This is a genomic window from Hoeflea sp. (assembly GCF_984452065.1).
The window spans coordinates 2116-19932 of record NZ_CFHWAF010000051.1 but is presented as its reverse complement, the minus strand read 5'-3'; the positions used below and the strand labels follow the sequence as shown (position 1 = coordinate 19932).

Genomic DNA, 17817 nt, shown 5'->3' with positions numbered 1-17817 from the left:
AGCAATGCGAACTGTCAAATGACGTCAGTTCGCAGCCTGATCCTCAGGCGCGGAATTGCTCTCCGCGGGCTCCTCGGCAGCCTTTGCAGCGGCCTCCGCCGCGGCCTTTTCTTCAGCCTCGGCGGCTGCCTTTTCAGCAGCCAGCGCCTCTGCGGCCGCGATCTTTTCAGCTTCGATCCGGGCTTTTTCGGCAGCCAGTTCCTGGCGCTCGGCCTCGTTCAGCTTGCGCGCGCGGATATTGGTATTTTCCGTGATACGGGCAGACTTGCCGCGGCGCTCGCGCAGATAGTAGAGCTTGGCGCGGCGAACCTTGCCGCGGCGCACGACCTCGACCGCTTCGACCATCGGCGAATAGACCGGGAAGACACGCTCGACGCCTTCGCCGTAGGAAATCTTGCGGACGGTGAAGCTCTCATTGATGCCGCCGCCCGAGCGCGCGATGCAAACGCCCTCATAGGCCTGCACGCGGGTACGGCTGCCCTCGGTCACGCGCACGGAAACGCGAACCGTGTCGCCGGGCGAAAATTCCGGCAGCTTGCGCTTGGCTTCGATTTTTGCGGCCTGCTCGGCCTCGAGTTCACGGATAATATCCATGGTCCAGAACCTTTCTTGTTCTAAAACGGCCAGAGCGCTTGACCGCCCTTCGGTCCTTGCCTCGGGGGTCGCCTTTCGGCGCGGCGGGTTCACCATTCTTTGCTTGGTGGTTTCGGATTAAACCGATTGGCGGGGCACATACACCAACAGGGCCCGATTGTCATCCCTTCGGCGGTTTTTTTTTGGCCTGCAGAAGATCCGGCCGTCTTTGTCGCGTCAGCTTTTGCGCCTGCTCGCGGCGCCAGGCATCGACCCTGCCGTGATCGCCGGACAAAAGAACCTCCGGCACCGGCTCGCCCTCGAACACGGCCGGGCGCGTATAGTGCGGATATTCCAGGAGACCGTCCTCGAAACTCTCCGACCGGCCGGACTCTTCATTGCCCATGACGCCGGGCAGCAGCCGCACCACGGCATCGAGCAGCGTCAACGCCGCCGGTTCTCCGCCGGACAGAATGTAATCGCCGAGCGAAACCTCCTCCAGTTCGCGCGCGTCGATCACCCGCTGGTCGACGCCTTCGAAGCGCCCGCAGACGATAACGGCGCCGGCGCCACCCGCCAGTGCGCGCACGCGAGCCTGGGTCAGCGGCACGCCGCGCGGGCTCATCAAAAGACGCGGCCGCTGATCATCCTTCGGGCTGGCGTGATCGATCGCGGCGGCGAGAACATCGGGTTTCAGAACCATGCCCGCGCCGCCGCCGGCGGGCGTGTCGTCGACGGTGCGGTGCCGGTCGCCGGCAAAATCCCTGATCTGCACGGTCTCCAGGGACCAGTCGCCGCGTTCCAGGGCGCGGCCGGCCAGCGAATGTTTCAGGTGACCCGGAAACATCTGCGGATAGAGTGTCAGGACGCTGGCGCGAAAGCTCATGACGGCCCGCCCTTTTTCGATCCGGCCGGACGCTGCGCCGGCGGACGCCGCCGCCTGCTGCCGGGTCCGTCGTCTTCGCCCTCGTCCTCAAGGCCGGCGGCCACGGGATCGACGATCAGCCGGCCGACGTTCCAGTCGATATCGCGGACCGCGGCCTCGGAAAACGGGATCATGACGCTGCGTTCGCCGGCATGGACCAACTCGAGAATGTCTCCGGCGCCGAAATTGTGCACGCTCGCGACGGTCCCGTAAGCCGCTCCCGCCTGATCGAAAACCGAAAGCCCGACAAGGTCGGTCTGAAAGACCTCATCCTCCTCCAGCCCGTCATCCGGCAATTGTTCGCGCGCGATATAGAGTGCCTTGCCCTTGAGCGCCTCCGCCGCCTCACGGCTGGACACGCCCTCAAGCTTCAGCACAACGACATTCTTGGCCGGCCGCACCGACAGCACGTGGAAGGCCCGCCCGGTCTCATCGAAGAGCGGCCCATAGCCGCCCAGTTCCAACGGATCCTGCGTGTGCGATTTGGCGCGCACCTCGCCCCGCAGCCCGTGCGGGGCGCCGATCTCGGCCATCAGAACCCGGTCGTCTTCTTTTGTCATGGCTTAAACGGGCGGCCCTGTCCGCGCCCGTCCGCGATCAACGGCGATCGGCCTTATTCGGCGGCGGTTTCTTCAACAGCTGCTTCTTCGGCCGGCGCTTCCTCCGCCGGTGTTTCCTCGGCCGGCGCGGCGTCCGCCTCGGCAGCGGCTGCGGCTGCGTCTTCCTCTTTCGCCTTCAGCTCTTCGAGGCGCTCCTGCGCCTTCTTGCCGGGCAGCGCCTTCTTCGGATTGTTGCGTGCCGGACGTTTTGCAATGCCCGCCTCGTCGAGGAAGCGCAGGACCCGGTCGGTGGGCTTTGCACCCTGTTCAAGCCAGTGCCTGATGCGCTCTTCATTGAGTTCGACACGGGCCGCGTCCTTGGGCAGCATCGGGTTCCAGCGGCCGACACGCTCGATGAAGCGGCCGTCGCGCGGCGAGCGCACATCGGCGATCACAACATGATAGTAAGGGCGTTTTTTCGACCCGCCGCGGGCCAGGCGAATTTTCAATGCCATTTTGTTTTCCTCTAAGGATTGGAGCTGTTCTGGTTCAGGCGGTCATTTGGCGTCCGCACCCTGCCGGAAGGCTTCGTGGTGGCGGATGACCTCCTTGATAATGAAATTGAGGACGGCCTCGGCGAAATCGGAATCGAGATCGGCCTCCTCAGCGAGTTTTCGCAGGCGTTCGACCTGCCGCTTTTCCCGCGCCGGATCGGCGGGCGGCATATCGAATTCGGCCTTCAGCCGCCCCACCGCCTGCGTGCAGTGAAAGCGTTCGGCCAGAATGTGGATGAGCGCGGCATCGAAATTGTCGATGGAACGCCTCAGTTCGTTCAGTCGTTCCTGCGGATCAATCGCCATTGCCGTCACTTCTTCTTTGGCAGGCCGGGAAGCCCGCCGAGGCCCGGAAGATTGGGTCCGCCGAGACCCGGAAGTTTTGCGCCGCCGCCAAGACCGGGCAGTCCGCCGTCCTGTCCGAGGCCGGCAGCGTCCGCCTGCTTTTGCAGCGCTTCAAGCTGTTTGGCGTCCGGCATGCCGCCAAGGCCGCCCATGCCGCCGGTCAGCCCGCCCATCATCTTGCCGAGCATGCCCGCCTTCTTGCCCTTGCCGCCCATGGCCTTCATCATGTCGGCCATCTGCCGGTGCATCTTCAGCAGTTTGTTGATCTCGGCCGAGCTGGTGCCCGAACCGGCGGCAATGCGCTTCTTGCGCGAATGTTTGAGAATGTCCGGATTGGCCCGCTCCTTTCTCGTCATCGACGAGATAATCGCGAGCTGGCGGCGACAGACCGTATCGTCCAGCCCGGCGGCGGCGATCTGATCCTTCATCTTGCCCATGCCGGGCATCAGGCCCATGAAGCCGGACATGCCGCCCATTTTCTGCATCTGTCTGAGCTGATCGGCCAGATCGTTGAGGTCGAACTTGCCGGCCTTCATGCGCTCGGCCATGACCTGCGCCTTCTCGGCGTCGATCGTTTCGGCCGCCTTCTCGACCAGCGAGACGATATCGCCCATGCCGAGGATGCGGTCGGCGATGCGGCGCGGATGGAATTCCTCCAGCGCATCCATCTTCTCGCCCGTGCCGATCAGCTTGATCGGCTTGCCGGTGACGGCCCGCATGGAAAGCGCCGCGCCGCCACGGCCGTCGCCGTCCATCCGCGTCAGGACAAGACCGGTAATCCCCACCCGTTCGTCAAAACTGCGCGCCAGGTTGACCGCGTCCTGGCCCGTCAGCGCATCGGCGACGAGCAGGATTTCATGCGGCTGCGCCTTTGCCTTGATATCGGCCATCTCGACCATCAAAGGCTCGTCGATATGGGTCCGGCCGGCGGTGTCGAGAATGACGACATCATGCCCGCCGAGTTTCGCCGCCTGAACGGCGCGGGCGGCAATCTCGGTCGGAGACTGGCCGGCAACGACCGGCAGCGTATCGATATCGGTCTGCTCACCAAGCTGGCGCAATTGCTCCTGCGCCGCGGGCCTGCGTGTGTCGAGCGAGGCCATCAGGGTCTTTTTCCTGTCGCGCGACGCGAGCCTTGCGGCAATCTTGCCCGTGGTCGTGGTCTTGCCCGAACCCTGAAGGCCGACCATCATGACGACGACGGGCGCCGGCGCATTGAGGTCGATCGGCACGCCCTCGGCGCCGAGCATCTCGACAAGCTCGTCATGCACGATCTTGACGACCATCTGCCCGGGCTTGATGGATTTGAGCACGTCCGCGCCGACGGCCTGTTCGCGGACCTTGCCGGTAAAGCCGCGAACCACCTCAAGCGCCACATCCGCTTCCAGCAGCGCCCGGCGAACCTCGCGCAGCGCCGCCGATACGTCCTTTTCGGACAGCGCGCCACGGCCGGTCAGTCCGTTGAGGATCGATCCAAGGCGGTCTTGAAGGCTTTCAAACATCCGTCGTTCCTTTGCTTTCAGGGCACGTCCCCGAAAGATCGTCATCTCCCGCGTCTTTGACAAGACCTGCATGCAAAGCACAAAGGCACCCGGGGGCGCATCGCGCTGCCGGGTGTTGGCTTCCGGGATCTCTTTATACCTTCGCGGGTCCCGGTCAGCTGCTCGGAGGTGTCAACTCGTCGCGGAATGCGGCGGATAAACAGCAATGCCCGGCAATTGTCAAGGCAGTTCTGCCGTGGACAACGCCGCCGAACACCGGATACCCTCGCCCCGTCGATACACCAACAGCGCGCGGGCATCGAACTCGAGCCGGAACGGATCGCAAAGAGAGGGTCCAATGTCGTCACAAGAACAAGCGCGGCCCGTTGGCGGCCATACGGTTCCGGGCATCGCCACGCTCATGGTCACCGCCTTCACGATCAGCACCGACTTTACCGGCGCGCTGCTGCTTGTGCCCTCGATCGAAGCCGACCTTGCTGCCGACATCACCACGACCCGGTGGGTCCTCAACATCTACGCCCTTTCATTTGCCATGTGCAAACTCCAACCGCTCCAGGCGGCACCCAATTCACCGCCTGACATAGGTTCTAGAGCAAGGAACGATGTGACAGAGGAACTCCATTCGGACCCATGGACAGCACCAGATATGCGACCATATCCGATTTTACATTGAAATCGGATCCGGATCCAGGGATCTGCGGCGTCAACGATGCTTGATCCGTGTGAAAAACACGACAAAAGAGATACCGCCCGGCTTACTCATACGCTGCCGGACGGCAACGGCTTCCGCCGCTCAGCCGTTGTTCTCGTCTGCATACATGACAAAGGTGTTGTAGATGTAACCCTTCTGGCCCTTGTAGACGGCACCGCACCATTTGCAGTCGGTCTCGACCATGATCTCGGCATCCGCCGGAACGATCGTCAGAACTTCGGACTTGCCGCTGGGCCCGGAGCGCAGGTTCACCGATTTGCGCGCGCCGCCCTTTTTGTAACCCATGTTTTCAGCCTCGGCATCGGCCGCGGCGTAGGCCGATACGGACGTGGCCTCGAAAGCACTGTCGGCCGCGAACGTAGCGGCGGACGCGGACGCAACCTCGACAGGTTTGCTGCTGCGCTCGGCGCGCCGGATGAATGTCCTGTATATAAAACCCTTCTGGCCTTCATAGACGACGCCGCACCAGCGTGTGCAATCTTCATCGGCGAGAATGTCGGCCTTCGCCGGCACCACGGCCAGCACCTTGGACTTGTTGTTCGGAGCGGCGCGCAGATTGACCCATTTGCGGGTCTTGGCGTTGACGAAACCGGGCTGAGGTGCCGCAGGCGCTTCAACAGCAGCCGGCCTTTCCGGATCGGCAGCGACAGTCGATTGCTGCGGCACCTTGAAGTGTTCCGCGCCAAGTGCGGTTAGTTTGCTTTCCATCTCGACGATTTCTGCTTCGGTTTCGGCAAACTCCACAATTGCAGCCGGCGGTATGATCGATCCGGTCCGCGCGGCATCCAGGGGCTCACGGCTGTCCGTCAGCGTTCCGGCAAGAACCGGCTGCGCGAAGGCCGTCTCGAACCGCGCCGGGTCGGCGGTCCGGCCTGACAATTTCGTGTCGGTTGCCTGACGCGCGAACCGGGCGTCCGGTGTCCACTCGACCGGTTTTGGCGTCGCGGCTGCGGGGACCGGCTTTTGGCCGCCGGCATCGGACGTGCCCACACCACCATCCAGGGACCAGGCGAGGTCAGGTACGGCGCCCGCCGTCTTCGCAAGAGTCGGCTGACGTTCAGGTTTCGGCGCAAGGCTGGTCTCAACCGGCTTTTCCGCGGCAATGGCGGCCGGCGCGACATCAAGCAGCGACATGGCCGTCGCTGCCGGCTGCTTAAAGACGGTCCTGTAAAGAACCGTACCAAGAACAGAACCCGCTGCAATGCCGAAGGCGGCGACAATGCACATTGCAAGCATGCGGCTCGGGCCACGGGCCGGGACCTGCCGCCTGGCATGGCCGGCCGCGAGGCCGCCCATTGCTCTCGTTCGTCTACCCATAAACTCTCACTCCAGTCACTTGTTGCCAGTGTGGCGGTTTGCCCCATGCGTAATCGTCATACGCGCCGCCACCTTGGACGCTCAGCTTAAGAATCGAACTGTGTGCCAAATTGTGGCGCCCGGCACGGGTTCGTGGTCACTTTCCGAATCCGTTGCTAATCGGACGTGATACACGTTGCATCGGCGCAGGAAAGACCGGCAGCACGTGTGAGACAAAACCGATGGGGTGATGGGCCGTACGCGGACACCGGTGTTTCGATTATGGTCCGGCGGCGTGCCGGGATTTATGGCTCACCCGTCCGGGTCCAGGGCACGAAAGGACCGTCCGGCCTGTCTGAAACCGGTCGTTTCCTGCCCGTCACCGCGGGGGTTTTCTGAACACGCCGGTTTGATAGACCCCGGCATCCTGGCAAAAACAGTCTGTACGGGAGGAAACTGCGCTTTTCCCCAGGCAATATTATGCGCTACATGCGGCATCTTCTAAATTCTGTTACATAGTGATTCTAGTAAATATCACATAGTGATTCTAGTAAATATCGTTGAGAAAGTTGTATTTTTTACACAAGGATATACTCTTCTCATCTTGGGCGGACGATTGAGTTCAATCTGCGTTATCGAGAGGCCTGATGAAAAACAATGCCGCGCGAAGCTTCCATACCAACGGCAATCGGGGGGAACCGACGACACCAAAGCTCCACAGCACCATCTCCGAAGTAAGCACGTTCACGGCTCCGGGAAACGGAGAGCGGTTCGTGGTCATAAAGGAACACGAATTCCATGCCATGCACGAATCCCTTGAACTGGCTGAAGCAATTGCCATTCAGTCCCTGGTCGAGGCCGCGATTGAGCCGGCTATCGAACCGGCGACACAGGAGATCGTCGGGTCCGCCCGGCACAGCGGCAGCGCGGTGACCTATAGCCGCGAGTTGAGCGGCATCAGCCTGCGCCAACTGGCAGCCAGAACCGGGCTCGACGAACACTATGTGGCGGGAATTGAAGACGGCTCAAGGCGGCCGACCCTTTCGGCCATCTGCAAAATCGCCAAGGTGCTCAACACCACGGTCGACGAACTGATCCAGGATTGATCCTGCTCAGCTCCTGTTGCGGCATATGCGAAAGCCCTGGCTGACGGCTCGCACCGGTACCGATGGTCCTCGAACCGGGGCGCGCCAAACGGGCCGTCCACCATATTGTGCTGCCACATACGGTACTGTGTGCCTTCCGAAGGGTACGGCGCGTTTCCCCTTGCTTCCAGGGGGCAAAAGCACGCCGAAGCTCCATCGCGTGAAGCACACGGACTCATGCCGAAAGGCGAGTGATTAACCAAGGATTAACGCTGTTATCCGAAGATTTAAGCCGCCGGAAATATGGATTTCCCTCCATTGCATGACGCGCGATTTCGGGCGCCCTGCCGGGCATGTCGTCCCTACGATCCGAGTCGAAGCACCGATCCATGCTGATTTCCCGCAAACTTCCGCTGGCCGCGGCCGTCCTGACCATTGTTGCCATTGGTGCGTCCAGCGTTGCCTCACTCATCATCAGTTCCGGGGCGCTGGAACAAAAATCCTTCGAAAAACTCGAGACGCTGGTGGATGGCCGCAGGAACCAGACCGAGACCTATCTCGATGGTGTCTCGGAAGACCTGCGGACCCTGGCAGCCGATGAGGAAATCAAGAATGCGCTCGGCGCGTTCAAGTTCGGCTGGCGCTATCTGGGCGATGATCCGGTCGGCGAACTGCAAGGCCGCTACATCGACAACAACCCGCACCCGGCCGATCAGAAAAGCCAGCTCGAAACGGCCGAGAAGGACGGATACGATTCCATCCACGCAAAGTATCACACACGGTTTCTTAATTTCATCCGTGACGACGGGTATTACGATCTCTTCATCATCGATGCCGACGGAAATGTCGTATATTCGGTCGAAAAGGAACGCGACTTCGCAACCAATCTTGCCGATGGCGAGTGGAAAGACTCCGGTCTCGGCAGGGTCTTCAGCCAAGTGATGGCCGCCGGTGCGGACACGCCGTTCATCCTGACCGACTATCAGCCCTATGCACCGTCCGACGGCGCCCCCGCGGCATTTATCGCCGCCCCGGTCCTGCTCAACGAAGACATCACTGGTGTCGTTGCATTGCAGATGCCGACCGGCATGATCGCCGAGATAATGAACAACACGACCGGCCTCGGCGAGACCGGTGAAACCCTGCTTGTCCGCAAGGACGGCGTATTGATAACGGATTCGCTCAAGACACCCGGTGATGATGCGTTGAAGACCAGTCTGGACACTCCGCTGATCGAACAGACAACCCGCGACCGGATGACAACCGGCAATCTTCCCGGTTACCGGGACATGCCCGCGAATGCAGCGTTCGCACGGGTGGATTTCGGCGGCGCCGACTGGCTCGTCGCCGCCATCATCGACCGGTCCGAAGCGCTTGCGGGCGTCACCTCCCTGCGCAACATCATACTGTTCATCGCACTCGGCCTGCTGGCTGCCGCCCTCCTGGCCGCCATACTTTTCTCGCGAACGATCACGAAGCCCATATCACGGCTCGTCACCGACATGTCCGAACTGGCTGAAGGCAACACCAATCTCGAATTGCAAGGCGAGAACCGCAAGGATGAAATCGGCGAGATGGTGCGATCCGTCGCTGTTTTCCGCGACGCGGCCATTGAAAAAGGAAAGCTCGAACGGGAAGCCGAGGAAAACCGCTCGCTCAGCGACCGCGAACGCGCCGAACGCGAGGCGGCCAAGGCGGAGGAAACACGGCGGATGCAGGAAGCCGTCGACGCGCTTGCGAACGGCCTCGCCCGTCTGTCCGAGGGCGATCTCACGGTCAGCCTCGACAAGCCTTTCCTGGCGGATCTCGAACGGCTCAGGACCGATTTCAACGCCTCGGTCGCCAAGCTCAACGCGACACTGAGCGAAATCCGCAACAGCTCGGCTTCGATCGACAACAATTCCCGCGAGATGCGCACATCGGCCGACGATCTGTCGCGCAGGACCGAACAGCAGGCCGCCTCGCTCGAGGAATCCTCCGCAGCGCTGGAACAGATCACATCCGTCGTGAAGGGAACCACCGAGCGCGCGGGCGAAGCGGCCAATATGGCAAGCGCCGCGCAGGTCGACGCGGAAAAATCGAGCACCGTGGTGGGCGAGGCCATCTCCGCGATGGAAGGCATAGAGACAGCCTCCGGCGAGATCTCGAACATCATCAATGTGATCGATGAAATCGCCTTTCAGACCAGCCTTCTGGCGCTCAATGCCGGCGTGGAAGCGGCACGCGCCGGTGAGGCGGGCAAGGGTTTCGCCGTGGTCGCCCAGGAGGTGCGCGAACTTGCCCGGCGCGCCGCCGTTGCCGCCAGGGAAATCAAGGAACTCATCAACAAATCGGGCGACGAGGTCAATAACGGCGTCAAGATGGTGCGCGCGACCGGCGAGGCCCTCTCGCAGATTTCGGGACATGTCACAAACATAAATGACACGATCAATGCCATCGCCAAGGCGGCAAACGAACAACTGACCGGAATCGAGGAGGTCAACGCCTCCGTCAACCAGATGGATCAGATGACCCAGCAGAACGCGGCGATGGTCGAGGAGACGACCGCCGTCACGCACCAGCTCGCCGAAGATGTGTCCGGCCTGTCCCGTCTGATCGGCGAGTTCCGGCTGTCGGGCGCGGCAACCGCACAACAGCCGTCGCGTCTGAAGGAGGCCGGCAACGACACGCCCGGCACGCCGTCACCGGCGCATAAGATGGTCAAGGCACTGACCAGTGCGTTCAAGCCGGCAGGCAATGCGGCAAAGGTTCGACCCGACAATCAAAATGACTGGGACGAGTTTTGATGACGGTTCGGCGCGCCTTTGGAGCGAGATGCCGTCTGAGGCTTGACGTCCACCGCAGGAGGTGACGCCGTTTCGCCCGGCTTCGCGGGTTCCGGCACCGCGGAGGCCGCGCCGGTCAGCGACAGAACCGCGATTTCCTGGGGCTGCGAGATGCCCTCTAGGCTTTCGGTCATCATCTCGGCGGCAAGACCGCCGCGATAGCCTTTTGACAGCGCCTCGCGATAGGTGTCGGCCGCCGCGATCAGGCGGGAGCCGAGAATCCTGTTGTGTTTTTCCAGCTTGGCGCAATGGTTCACCGCCGATCCGATAACGGTGATCTCCAGGCGGTTTTCCTGCCCGACCGCGCCGAAGGCAACGGGACCCGAAGCAATGCCGATGCCGATGCCGTTCTGACCGATCACTTTGAGCGCCGGCTCTTCCGCTTCCCACAGATCCGCATCGCGAAGGATGCGTTCCGCGGCCACCAGCGCCCGCAGCGACGCCTCGGCACGATCGCCGTCGAAGCTGAACGTCGCCATGATCCCGTCACCCATGAACTTGTCGATGACGCCGCCGCATTCCTGGATAATGGGGACGACCCGGCCGTGATAGCGCGACAGCGTGCGCATGACATCGGATGCTTCCATCGTGGCGGCGGTGCGGGTGAAACCGCGAACATCGACAAACAGGATCGCCGCCTCGCGGTTCTCACCTTCTCCGGCCTCAAGCCGCTCGGCGCTCTGGCGTATCCCGCTGGCGATGCTGGTATCGAAGAACCGCGACAGATCGCTGGCCGCCTGTTCCTCGGTAACGGCGCTGACAAGCAGGTTCCTTGAGGCGTTGACGACCAGTGTCAAAACGCCGGTGACCAGAATAATGGAGAGGATCTTGTCGACCTCAGCACCGATCAGGATCGAGTTGGACGTCAGGTACTCCACATAGGAACGCGTCAGCATGTTGTCGCCCGGGTCGATGCGGGTGACGTAGAAAATCATCGCACCCCAGCCGACCGCCGCGATCGCACCGGCCGCGATGACAAAACGCGCCTCGAAGCGAAGCGCACGAATGGCGATGAAAATGAACACATAAAGCAGCGTCGGCGCCTTGAGGATGAACGAAGCCGGCTGCATGTACTGAAGGTGGAAACTGATCATCAGACTGTAGAGCAGACCGAAGTCGAAGAGGATCGATCCATAAACCGACCAGTGCGGCAGCCGGTAGCGCATCGACCAGACGAGGCCGATCACGCTGATGATCAGATAGGCGCCGAGAACGAACGGGACCGGTGAGAAGGCCTCGTCCGGACTGGTCTTCGGACTGATGATATAGATCGCCGAAAACAGGATAACGATGGTGAGCTGGATGAGGCGCGCCATGATCTCGTTGGCGCGCTCACGCTCTTGCAGCGCCTCCTGGACGCGCCTCGGCAATGCGTCCAGCCGCTTTGTGTTCCGGAACTGCTTCGTGACACGTTCTATCGCAGACAACGCGCTTCTCCATATGGCGGGCGGCACCTGTGTTGCAAATGCCACATTAGCCGGGAAGCCGTTACAAGAATACCAGTTCGTTGCACCCGCGCGCATCAATTCACTTGAACCCGGCGTGATCGCCGGTTGATAATCGATCAATTGCAGTGATGTTGCCGGAGGGCCCGATGAGGATCATCGACCAGGATAGCCAGCCGATGGAGGAATGGTGGCTCGGCGTGACAACGCGCATGCGCACCTCGCTTCTGACCGGCTGCCGTCAATTGTGCATCTTCGACCAATGGTCCGTGCCCGGAAGCGGTGCCCCCACACACGTCCATGCGGTTGAAGAGGTGATGCGTGTGGTCGAGGGCATGGCCAAGGTCTGGGTGGACGACGAAACCGGGACACTGAAGGCGGGCCAGTCGGTCATCGTACCGGCGGGATGCCGCCACGGCTTCAGCAATTACGGCTCGGATACGCTGCATATGGAACTGACGCTGGCAGCGCCCATCTTCGAAGCATCCTATCAGAACAAGGCTGAAATGGCGCTGCGCTGGAGCGATCGTTAGGAGAGGTTATCCGGCGAGTGAGAGAACACCGCTGGAGGCCTTGGTGAACGCCTGTTTAAGGTCCTCGGTCAAATCGTCCGCCTGCTCAAGACCAACGGAAAGCCTGATGAGCCCTTCGCTGACGCCGGCGGTCTGGCGCGCGCCCGGCGGCACGCCCGAATGGGTCGTCGACGCGGGATGGCACACAAGCGATTCCGTCCCGCCGAGGCTGACCGCCAGCTTGAAGAGCTGGAGCCCGTTGAGGATATGGAACGCCAGGGCACGGTCATCGTCGACCACGAAGGAGAAGGTCGATCCCGGCCCGCTGCACTGGCCCTCATAGACCGCGCGCGCCTGCTCGTCCCGGTCATGTTCGGGATGCAGCACCCGGCAGGGGATGATCGCATTGGTGGAAAGCCAGCTGGCGACGGCCCTTGCCGTTTCCGCGGCCTTTTCCATGCGCAGCGTCATGGTTTCCATGGACCGGGCCAGCATCCATGACGAATGCGGATCGAGCTGGAAGCCGAACGCACCGCGCGTCATCCTGACCGGATGCAGAACATCCCTTGAACCCGTTATGCCGCCGGCGATCAGATCGCTGTGGCCGCCGACATATTTCGTCAGCGAGTAGACGCAGATATCGGTGCCGAGGGAAATCGGTTTTTGAAACACCGGTCCGAGCATCGTGTTGTCGCAGACGATCAGCGGCCTTTGGCCGGAGGTCTTCGACCATGCGTCGACGACACGGCGCGCCATGGCAAGATCGATCATGGCGTTGGTCGGATTGGCGGGCGTTTCCAGATAAAGCAGCTTCACGGGCCCGTGCCGCGCCGCCTTTTCCAGCGTGTAGATCAGCGCGCCCTCCGAAAGCCCGTCCACAAACGGGATCGGTTTGATGCCCCACCCCGGCAAGACCTTGCCGATCAGCGATTCGGTTCCGCCATAGAGCGGCGTGTAGTGAACGATGGAATCGCCCGGCCGCAGAAAGGTCAGGAATACGGCACTGATCGCGGCCATGCCGGACGAGGTCAGCAATGCGGTCTCGGCACCGTCGAACAGGGCAAGCCTGTCCTCGACAATCTCGGTGTTCGGATGGTTGAAACGGCTGTAGACGAGCCCGCCGGCGCCGCCTTCCTCGGGCGCGGGCTTGCGGCCCGCCACGACATCGAAGAACGCAGCGCCCTCTTCGGCCGACTGAAAGGCGAAGGTCGAGGTCAGGAAGACCGGCGGTTTCACCGCACCCTCCGACATGGACGGCTCATAGCCGTAGGACATCATCTGGGTCGAGGGATGAAGTGCATGACCGCCGATCTCGGTGCGGCGGAAGGTTTTATCTGATGACATGTGTCGCCTCCTCCAAAGAGGAGTTTAGGCCGATCGGATTGGCCGTTTCCCGCTTATTTTGCTAGAATATCGGACAAAGGTAGAGGTTTTCCGCTAATATGATCGACCATATAGACAAGAAGATTATCGCCAGACTGACCCGCGACGGCCGCGCGAGCGTCGAAACGGTCGCCCAGGCCGTCGGCCTTTCGCCGACCCCGACCCGGCGCCGTATCCGCCGGCTCGAAAAGGCCGGCGTCATCCGCGGCATCAGGGCCGATATCGATGCGGAAAAATGCGGACTGGAGCTGGCGATCTACGTGTTCATCAAATTGCTGAACCGCGATCGCAAAACCATTTCCGAGTTTGAGTTCCGGGTCATGGCGCTGCCGGAGATCCAGCGCTGCGACCTCATCACCGGACCGCATGATTACATCCTCATGCTGCGCCTTGCGGGAATGAAGGACTACAACCGCTATCTGCGCGAGGTGCTGGCGGAGCTTCCCGGCGTTTCCGGCATCGAGACGTCGGTGGTCATCGGCAAGGTCAAGGACCGGCCCTACCTGCATCTCGATGCGGTTTAGCACGCCGCCGACTTGAAACCCGGTCTGCGCCGATTATCTCAGAACGATGGATCAAAGGAGCGAACAACCGGGTTCCGCGGTCAACCGGGGCGGCGGCAAGAAGAAACCTGTCAACAAATACTATACGGGCCCTGCCTCCGATCATTTTGACGGCGAGCGTTTCTTCAATCCCGGCGGGAAACCGCCCAACGGACTGCGCGATCTGCTCAAATGGCAGTTCGGTGAAAAGCGCAATCCCTGGCCGCCCAGCTATGACAGTCCCGTCAGCGCGGCGGCGCCGGATGCCGGCGTGGACGGTGACGGGTTGCGGATCACCATGGTCGGACATGCCAGCATGCTGATCCAGGTCGCCGGCCTCAATATCCTCACCGACCCGGTCTGGTCGCAGCGGGTATCGCCGTTCTCATTCATCGGGCCGAAGCGCGTCAACGCGCCCGGCATCGCCTTTGACCGGCTGCCCGATATCGACCTCGTGCTGCTGACCCACAATCACTACGACCACCTCGATATCGCCACCCTTGCGCGCCTTCACAAACATCACCGTCCGCTGGTCGTCACGCCGCTCGGCAACGATCGTATCGTTCACGCATCGGTGCCCGGCATGCGCATCGAAACCGGCGATTGGGGCGATGTCGTCGAGCTGCCCGGCGGCGTGCGCATCCATGTCGAACCATGCCACCACTGGTCCGCCCGCGGCAGCCGCGACCGCCGCATGGCCCTGTGGGCCGCCTTCGTTCTGGAAACGCCGGCCGGGCGCATCTACCACATCGGCGATACCGGCTTCCACAACGGCTCCAACTACAGGGCCGTCTTCGAGAAATTCGGCGGCTTCCGGCTCGCCATTCTTCCCATCGGCGCCTATGAACCGCGCTGGTTCATGAAGGATCACCATCAAAATCCGACCGAGGCCGTCGAGGGCTTCGAACTGTGTGCGGCGGACCACGCGGTCGGACACCATTGGGGCACGTTCCAGCTGACCAATGAAGGCATCGAAGCGCCGCCTGCGGCCCTGGCCGATGCGCTGACGCAAAAAGCCATCGACCCGGCGCGCTTCAGAACGCTGCGGCCCGGCGAGAGCTGGGACGTGCCGGTGCCGCGCCGGGAAGACTGACCGCAAAGCCGCATCTGGTAATTTGCAATAAGTTCGGCCATATAGCCTCCTGAAAGGACGGGCCGATGGCCGAAATGGCGCAGTTCGCGAAAATGAACGGATTGGGAAACGAGATTCTCGTGGTCGACATGCGTGGCCGGGCCGATTGCGTATTGCCCGCGGCCGCCATTGTGCTGGCCGGCGACAAGGCCACCGCCTTCGACCAGATCATGGCGATCCACGACCCGCGCATCAAGGGGACCGACGCCTATATCGATATACTCAACTCGGACGGCTCGAAAGCGCAGGCCTGCGGCAACGGCACCCGATGTGTCGTCCAGGCCCTGAGTGCCGAAACCGGGAAGCAGATCTTCACCTTCCAGACCGTCGCCGGCATTCTGAATGCGCGCGAGCACGAAGACGGCATGATTTCCGTCGACATGGGCAAGCCCGAATTCGACTGGCAAAAAATCCCGCTTGGCGAGGAGTTTCGCGACACCCGCATGATCGAGCTGCAGGTCGGCCCGATCGATGCGCCCGTGCTGCACTCGCCGTCCGCTGTGTCCATGGGCAATCCGCATGCGGTCTTCTGGGTCGACGACGACGTGAACGCCTACGATCTCGACCGTTTCGGCCCGCTGCTTGAAAGCCATCCCGTGTTTCCGGAACGGGCGAATATCTCGATCGCGCGCGTGCGCTCACGGGACGAACTTGACCTGCGCACCTGGGAACGCGGTGCGGGCCTCACACTGGCCTGCGGATCGGCGGCCTGCGCGGCAGCGGTTTCGGCCGCACGCACGGGACGGACGGAACGGCGCGTGACGGTCAATGTGCCCGGCGGGCCGCTGCTGATCGACTGGAGCGAGGACACCGGCAAGGTCACGATGACCGGACCTGCCGAATGGGAGTTCTCCGGCCTGCTCGATCCGCAGACCGGCCATTGGCGGCCCGATGCGCCGCAAGGGGAGAGCCGGGCGTGAGCGGCGTCGACATCATCACCTTCGGCTGCCGGCTGAACACCTATGAATCGCAGGTCATGCGCGGCGAGGCCGAGAAGGCCGGGCTGAACAATGCCGTTGTCGTCAACACCTGCGCCGTGACGGCGGAGGCGGTGCGCCAGGCCAAGCAGGCCATCCGCCGTGCCCGCCGCGACAATCCGCACGCCCGCATCATCGTCACCGGCTGCGCCGCACAGACGGAAGCCGCCGCCTTCGCCGAGATGGACGAGGTCGACGCGGTTCTCGGCAATGAGGAAAAGCTGAACAGCGCCAGCTACCGGAAGCTGCCGGATTTCGGCGTCTCGGCGGAAGAGAAGATCCGCGTCAACGATATCATGAGCATCAAGGCGACGGCCCCGCAGATGGTCGACGCCATCGAGGGCCGGGCCCGCGCCTTTGTCCAGGTGCAGAACGGCTGTGACCACCGGTGCACCTTCTGCATCATCCCCTATGGCCGCGGCAATTCCCGATCCGTGCCGATGGGCGCGGTGGTCGAGCAGGTGAAACGGCTTGTCGGCAACGGCTATCTGGAGGTGGTGATCACCGGTGTCGACGCCACCAGCTATGGCGCGGACCTGCCGGGCAGCCCCTCGCTTGGCCTGCTCGCACGAACGATCCTCAGGCAGGTGACGGATCTTGCCCGCCTGCGGCTGTCGTCGATCGACTCGATCGAGGTGAACGGTCACCTCATGGATCTGATCGCCAACGAGCCGCGCTTCATGCCTTACCTGCACCTGTCGCTCCAGCATGGCGACGACATGATCCTCAAGCGCATGAAGCGCCGGCATCTTCGCGATCAGGCCATCGCCTTTTGCGACGAGGTCAGGAACCTGCGCCCCGGGATCGCATTAGGCGCCGATCTGATCGCCGGCTTTCCGACCGAAACCGATGCGATGTTCGAAAACGCGCTGTCCCTCGTCGACGATTGCGGCCTGTCTTTCCTGCACGTCTTTCCGTTTTCGCCCCGCGAGGGAACGCCCGCGGCCCGGATGCCGCAGCTCGACCGCGGCCTGATCAAGGCCCGCGCCGCACGCCTTCGAAAGAAGGGCGAGGACGCCCACCGGCGACATCTGGAGGGCATGATCGGCAGCGCCCAGAACGTTCTGATCGAGCGCGAAGGCCTCGGCAGAACGGAGAATTTTACCTTGGTCGCAACAAGCGGCGGCCGGCCCGGCACGATCGTCCCGGTGCGGATAACCGGACATGACGGGCAGCGGCTCAGCGGCCATGACGCCCGCGCGGCGGCCTGATCTGGAAACGGCGGCGGAAGATGGCACTCGGTTTTATCAAGAAGGTTTTTTCGTTCGGCAAGAAGAAGGTCGTCTCCGATGAGGAGAACGAAGCCGCAGGCAAGGCCGAAGACACGCTTTCTGAAACACCGGCCCCGGCGGAAGAAATCGAACCGGCCGCCGAAGAGCCGCCGGTAGAAGAAACACCGCAACAGGTCAAGCCTGAGCCTGAGCCTGAGCCTGAGCCTGAGCCTGAGCCTGAGCCTGAGCCTGAGCCTGA

Annotated in this window: 17 protein-coding genes and 1 pseudogene; 9 read left to right on the top strand and 9 right to left on the bottom strand. The window is 62.3% G+C overall.

What is annotated here, in order from left to right; all coding sequences use genetic code 11:
• Positions 1-24: 24 nt before the first annotated feature.
• From rplS to ffh, 6 genes are all read right to left on the bottom strand, one after another.
• Positions 25-594, bottom strand: coding sequence for a 50S ribosomal protein L19 (rplS, locus tag AC5E6N_RS11750; RefSeq protein WP_491690641.1), 570 nt, complete (start codon positions 592-594; stop codon positions 25-27).
• 160 nt (positions 595-754) lie between these two features.
• Positions 755-1459, bottom strand: coding sequence for a tRNA (guanosine(37)-N1)-methyltransferase TrmD (gene trmD, locus AC5E6N_RS11745; protein ID WP_491747990.1), 705 nt, complete (start codon positions 1457-1459; stop codon positions 755-757).
• Positions 1456-2058, bottom strand: coding sequence for a ribosome maturation factor RimM (gene rimM, locus AC5E6N_RS11740; RefSeq protein ID WP_491747989.1), 603 nt, complete (start codon positions 2056-2058; stop codon positions 1456-1458). Before rimM ends, trmD begins: the two co-directional genes overlap by 4 nt.
• Before the next feature lie 53 nt (positions 2059-2111).
• Positions 2112-2552, bottom strand: a complete 441-nt coding sequence (gene rpsP / locus AC5E6N_RS11735; RefSeq protein ID WP_491747988.1) for a 30S ribosomal protein S16 — start codon at positions 2550-2552, stop codon at positions 2112-2114.
• A gap of 42 nt (positions 2553-2594) precedes the next feature.
• Entirely contained in the window at positions 2595-2897 is a 303-nt protein-coding gene (locus AC5E6N_RS11730) for a chorismate mutase (RefSeq protein ID WP_491747987.1), read from the bottom strand.
• A gap of 5 nt (positions 2898-2902) precedes the next feature.
• On the bottom strand, positions 2903-4438 hold the full coding sequence (gene ffh / locus AC5E6N_RS11725) for a signal recognition particle protein (protein WP_491747986.1): 1536 nt from the start codon (positions 4436-4438) through the stop codon (positions 2903-2905).
• Between the two features lie 337 nt (positions 4439-4775).
• Between ffh and AC5E6N_RS11720 the strand changes: the two genes are divergently transcribed.
• The gene (locus tag AC5E6N_RS11720; protein ID WP_491747985.1) at positions 4776-5111 is read left to right on the top strand and encodes a hypothetical protein; all 336 of its coding nucleotides are present in this window, start codon (positions 4776-4778) and stop codon (positions 5109-5111) included.
• 120 nt (positions 5112-5231) lie between these two features.
• Here AC5E6N_RS11720 and AC5E6N_RS11715 read toward each other — a convergent pair whose 3' ends face one another.
• Positions 5232-6467, bottom strand: a complete 1236-nt coding sequence (locus tag AC5E6N_RS11715; RefSeq protein WP_491747984.1) for a hypothetical protein — start codon at positions 6465-6467, stop codon at positions 5232-5234.
• Between the two features lie 752 nt (positions 6468-7219).
• Here AC5E6N_RS11715 and AC5E6N_RS11710 point away from each other — a divergent pair.
• Both AC5E6N_RS11710 and AC5E6N_RS11705 read left to right on the top strand, forming a co-directional pair.
• Entirely contained in the window at positions 7220-7552 is a 333-nt protein-coding gene (locus tag AC5E6N_RS11710) for a helix-turn-helix domain-containing protein (RefSeq protein WP_491747983.1), read from the top strand.
• A gap of 368 nt (positions 7553-7920) precedes the next feature.
• Complete coding sequence (locus tag AC5E6N_RS11705; RefSeq protein ID WP_491747982.1) at positions 7921-10317, top strand: methyl-accepting chemotaxis protein; 2397 nt, start codon at positions 7921-7923, stop codon at positions 10315-10317.
• On the opposite strand, the gene AC5E6N_RS11700 is transcribed toward AC5E6N_RS11705, so the two are convergent.
• Entirely contained in the window at positions 10293-11783 is a 1491-nt protein-coding gene (locus AC5E6N_RS11700) for an adenylate/guanylate cyclase domain-containing protein (protein WP_491747981.1), read from the bottom strand. The genes AC5E6N_RS11705 and AC5E6N_RS11700 overlap by 25 nt on opposite strands.
• A 167-nt stretch (positions 11784-11950) precedes the next feature.
• Here AC5E6N_RS11700 and AC5E6N_RS11695 point away from each other — a divergent pair, with 167 nt between their 5' ends.
• A complete protein-coding gene (locus tag AC5E6N_RS11695) occupies positions 11951-12334 on the top strand; it encodes a cupin domain-containing protein (RefSeq protein WP_491747980.1) in 384 nt (127 codons plus the stop codon).
• Positions 12335-12340: 6 nt separating this feature from the next.
• On the opposite strand, the gene AC5E6N_RS11690 is transcribed toward AC5E6N_RS11695, so the two are convergent.
• Positions 12341-13657, bottom strand: a complete 1317-nt coding sequence (locus tag AC5E6N_RS11690; RefSeq protein WP_491747979.1) for a cystathionine gamma-synthase family protein — start codon at positions 13655-13657, stop codon at positions 12341-12343.
• Between the two features lie 98 nt (positions 13658-13755).
• Here AC5E6N_RS11690 and AC5E6N_RS11685 point away from each other — a divergent pair, with 98 nt between their 5' ends.
• From AC5E6N_RS11685 to AC5E6N_RS11665, 5 genes and pseudogenes are all read left to right on the top strand, one after another.
• On the top strand, positions 13756-14220 hold the full coding sequence (locus tag AC5E6N_RS11685) for an Lrp/AsnC family transcriptional regulator (RefSeq protein ID WP_491747978.1): 465 nt from the start codon (positions 13756-13758) through the stop codon (positions 14218-14220).
• Between the two features lie 46 nt (positions 14221-14266).
• A complete protein-coding gene (locus AC5E6N_RS11680; RefSeq protein WP_491747977.1) occupies positions 14267-15331 on the top strand; it encodes an MBL fold metallo-hydrolase in 1065 nt (354 codons plus the stop codon).
• Positions 15332-15396: 65 nt separating this feature from the next.
• Positions 15397-16290 (top strand): diaminopimelate epimerase, encoded by an 894-nt coding sequence (dapF, locus tag AC5E6N_RS11675; RefSeq protein WP_491747976.1) that lies wholly within the window; start codon positions 15397-15399, stop codon positions 16288-16290.
• A complete protein-coding gene (gene mtaB, locus AC5E6N_RS11670; protein ID WP_491747975.1) occupies positions 16287-17558 on the top strand; it encodes a tRNA (N(6)-L-threonylcarbamoyladenosine(37)-C(2))-methylthiotransferase MtaB in 1272 nt (423 codons plus the stop codon). The genes dapF and mtaB overlap by 4 nt, the downstream gene beginning before the upstream one ends.
• 20 nt (positions 17559-17578) lie before the next feature.
• Positions 17579-17817, top strand: a pseudogene (locus AC5E6N_RS11665) (signal recognition particle-docking protein FtsY); the annotation flags it as partial.

Excerpts from the sequence above, each read along its gene's own strand:
- AC5E6N_RS11705 (WP_491747982.1), top strand. The coding sequence starts at position 7,921 with ATGCTGATTTCCCGCAAACTTCCGCTGGCCGCGGCCGTCCTGACCATT.
- rimM (WP_491747989.1), bottom strand. The coding sequence starts at position 2,058 with ATGACAAAAGAAGACGACCGGGTTCTGATGGCCGAGATCGGCGCCCCG.
- rplS (WP_491690641.1), bottom strand. The coding sequence starts at position 594 with ATGGATATTATCCGTGAACTCGAGGCCGAGCAGGCCGCAAAAATCGAA.
- AC5E6N_RS11685 (WP_491747978.1), top strand. The coding sequence starts at position 13,756 with ATGATCGACCATATAGACAAGAAGATTATCGCCAGACTGACCCGCGAC.
- AC5E6N_RS11720 (WP_491747985.1), top strand. The coding sequence starts at position 4,776 with ATGTCGTCACAAGAACAAGCGCGGCCCGTTGGCGGCCATACGGTTCCG.
- rpsP (WP_491747988.1), bottom strand. The coding sequence starts at position 2,552 with ATGGCATTGAAAATTCGCCTGGCCCGCGGCGGGTCGAAAAAACGCCCT.
- AC5E6N_RS11690 (WP_491747979.1), bottom strand. The coding sequence starts at position 13,657 with ATGTCATCAGATAAAACCTTCCGCCGCACCGAGATCGGCGGTCATGCA.
- dapF (WP_491747976.1), top strand. The coding sequence starts at position 15,397 with ATGGCCGAAATGGCGCAGTTCGCGAAAATGAACGGATTGGGAAACGAG.
- ffh (WP_491747986.1), bottom strand. The coding sequence starts at position 4,438 with ATGTTTGAAAGCCTTCAAGACCGCCTTGGATCGATCCTCAACGGACTG.
- AC5E6N_RS11695 (WP_491747980.1), top strand. The coding sequence starts at position 11,951 with ATGAGGATCATCGACCAGGATAGCCAGCCGATGGAGGAATGGTGGCTC.
- AC5E6N_RS11715 (WP_491747984.1), bottom strand. The coding sequence starts at position 6,467 with ATGGGTAGACGAACGAGAGCAATGGGCGGCCTCGCGGCCGGCCATGCC.
- AC5E6N_RS11680 (WP_491747977.1), top strand. The coding sequence starts at position 14,267 with ATGGATCAAAGGAGCGAACAACCGGGTTCCGCGGTCAACCGGGGCGGC.
- AC5E6N_RS11730 (WP_491747987.1), bottom strand. The coding sequence starts at position 2,897 with ATGGCGATTGATCCGCAGGAACGACTGAACGAACTGAGGCGTTCCATC.
- trmD (WP_491747990.1), bottom strand. The coding sequence starts at position 1,459 with ATGAGCTTTCGCGCCAGCGTCCTGACACTCTATCCGCAGATGTTTCCG.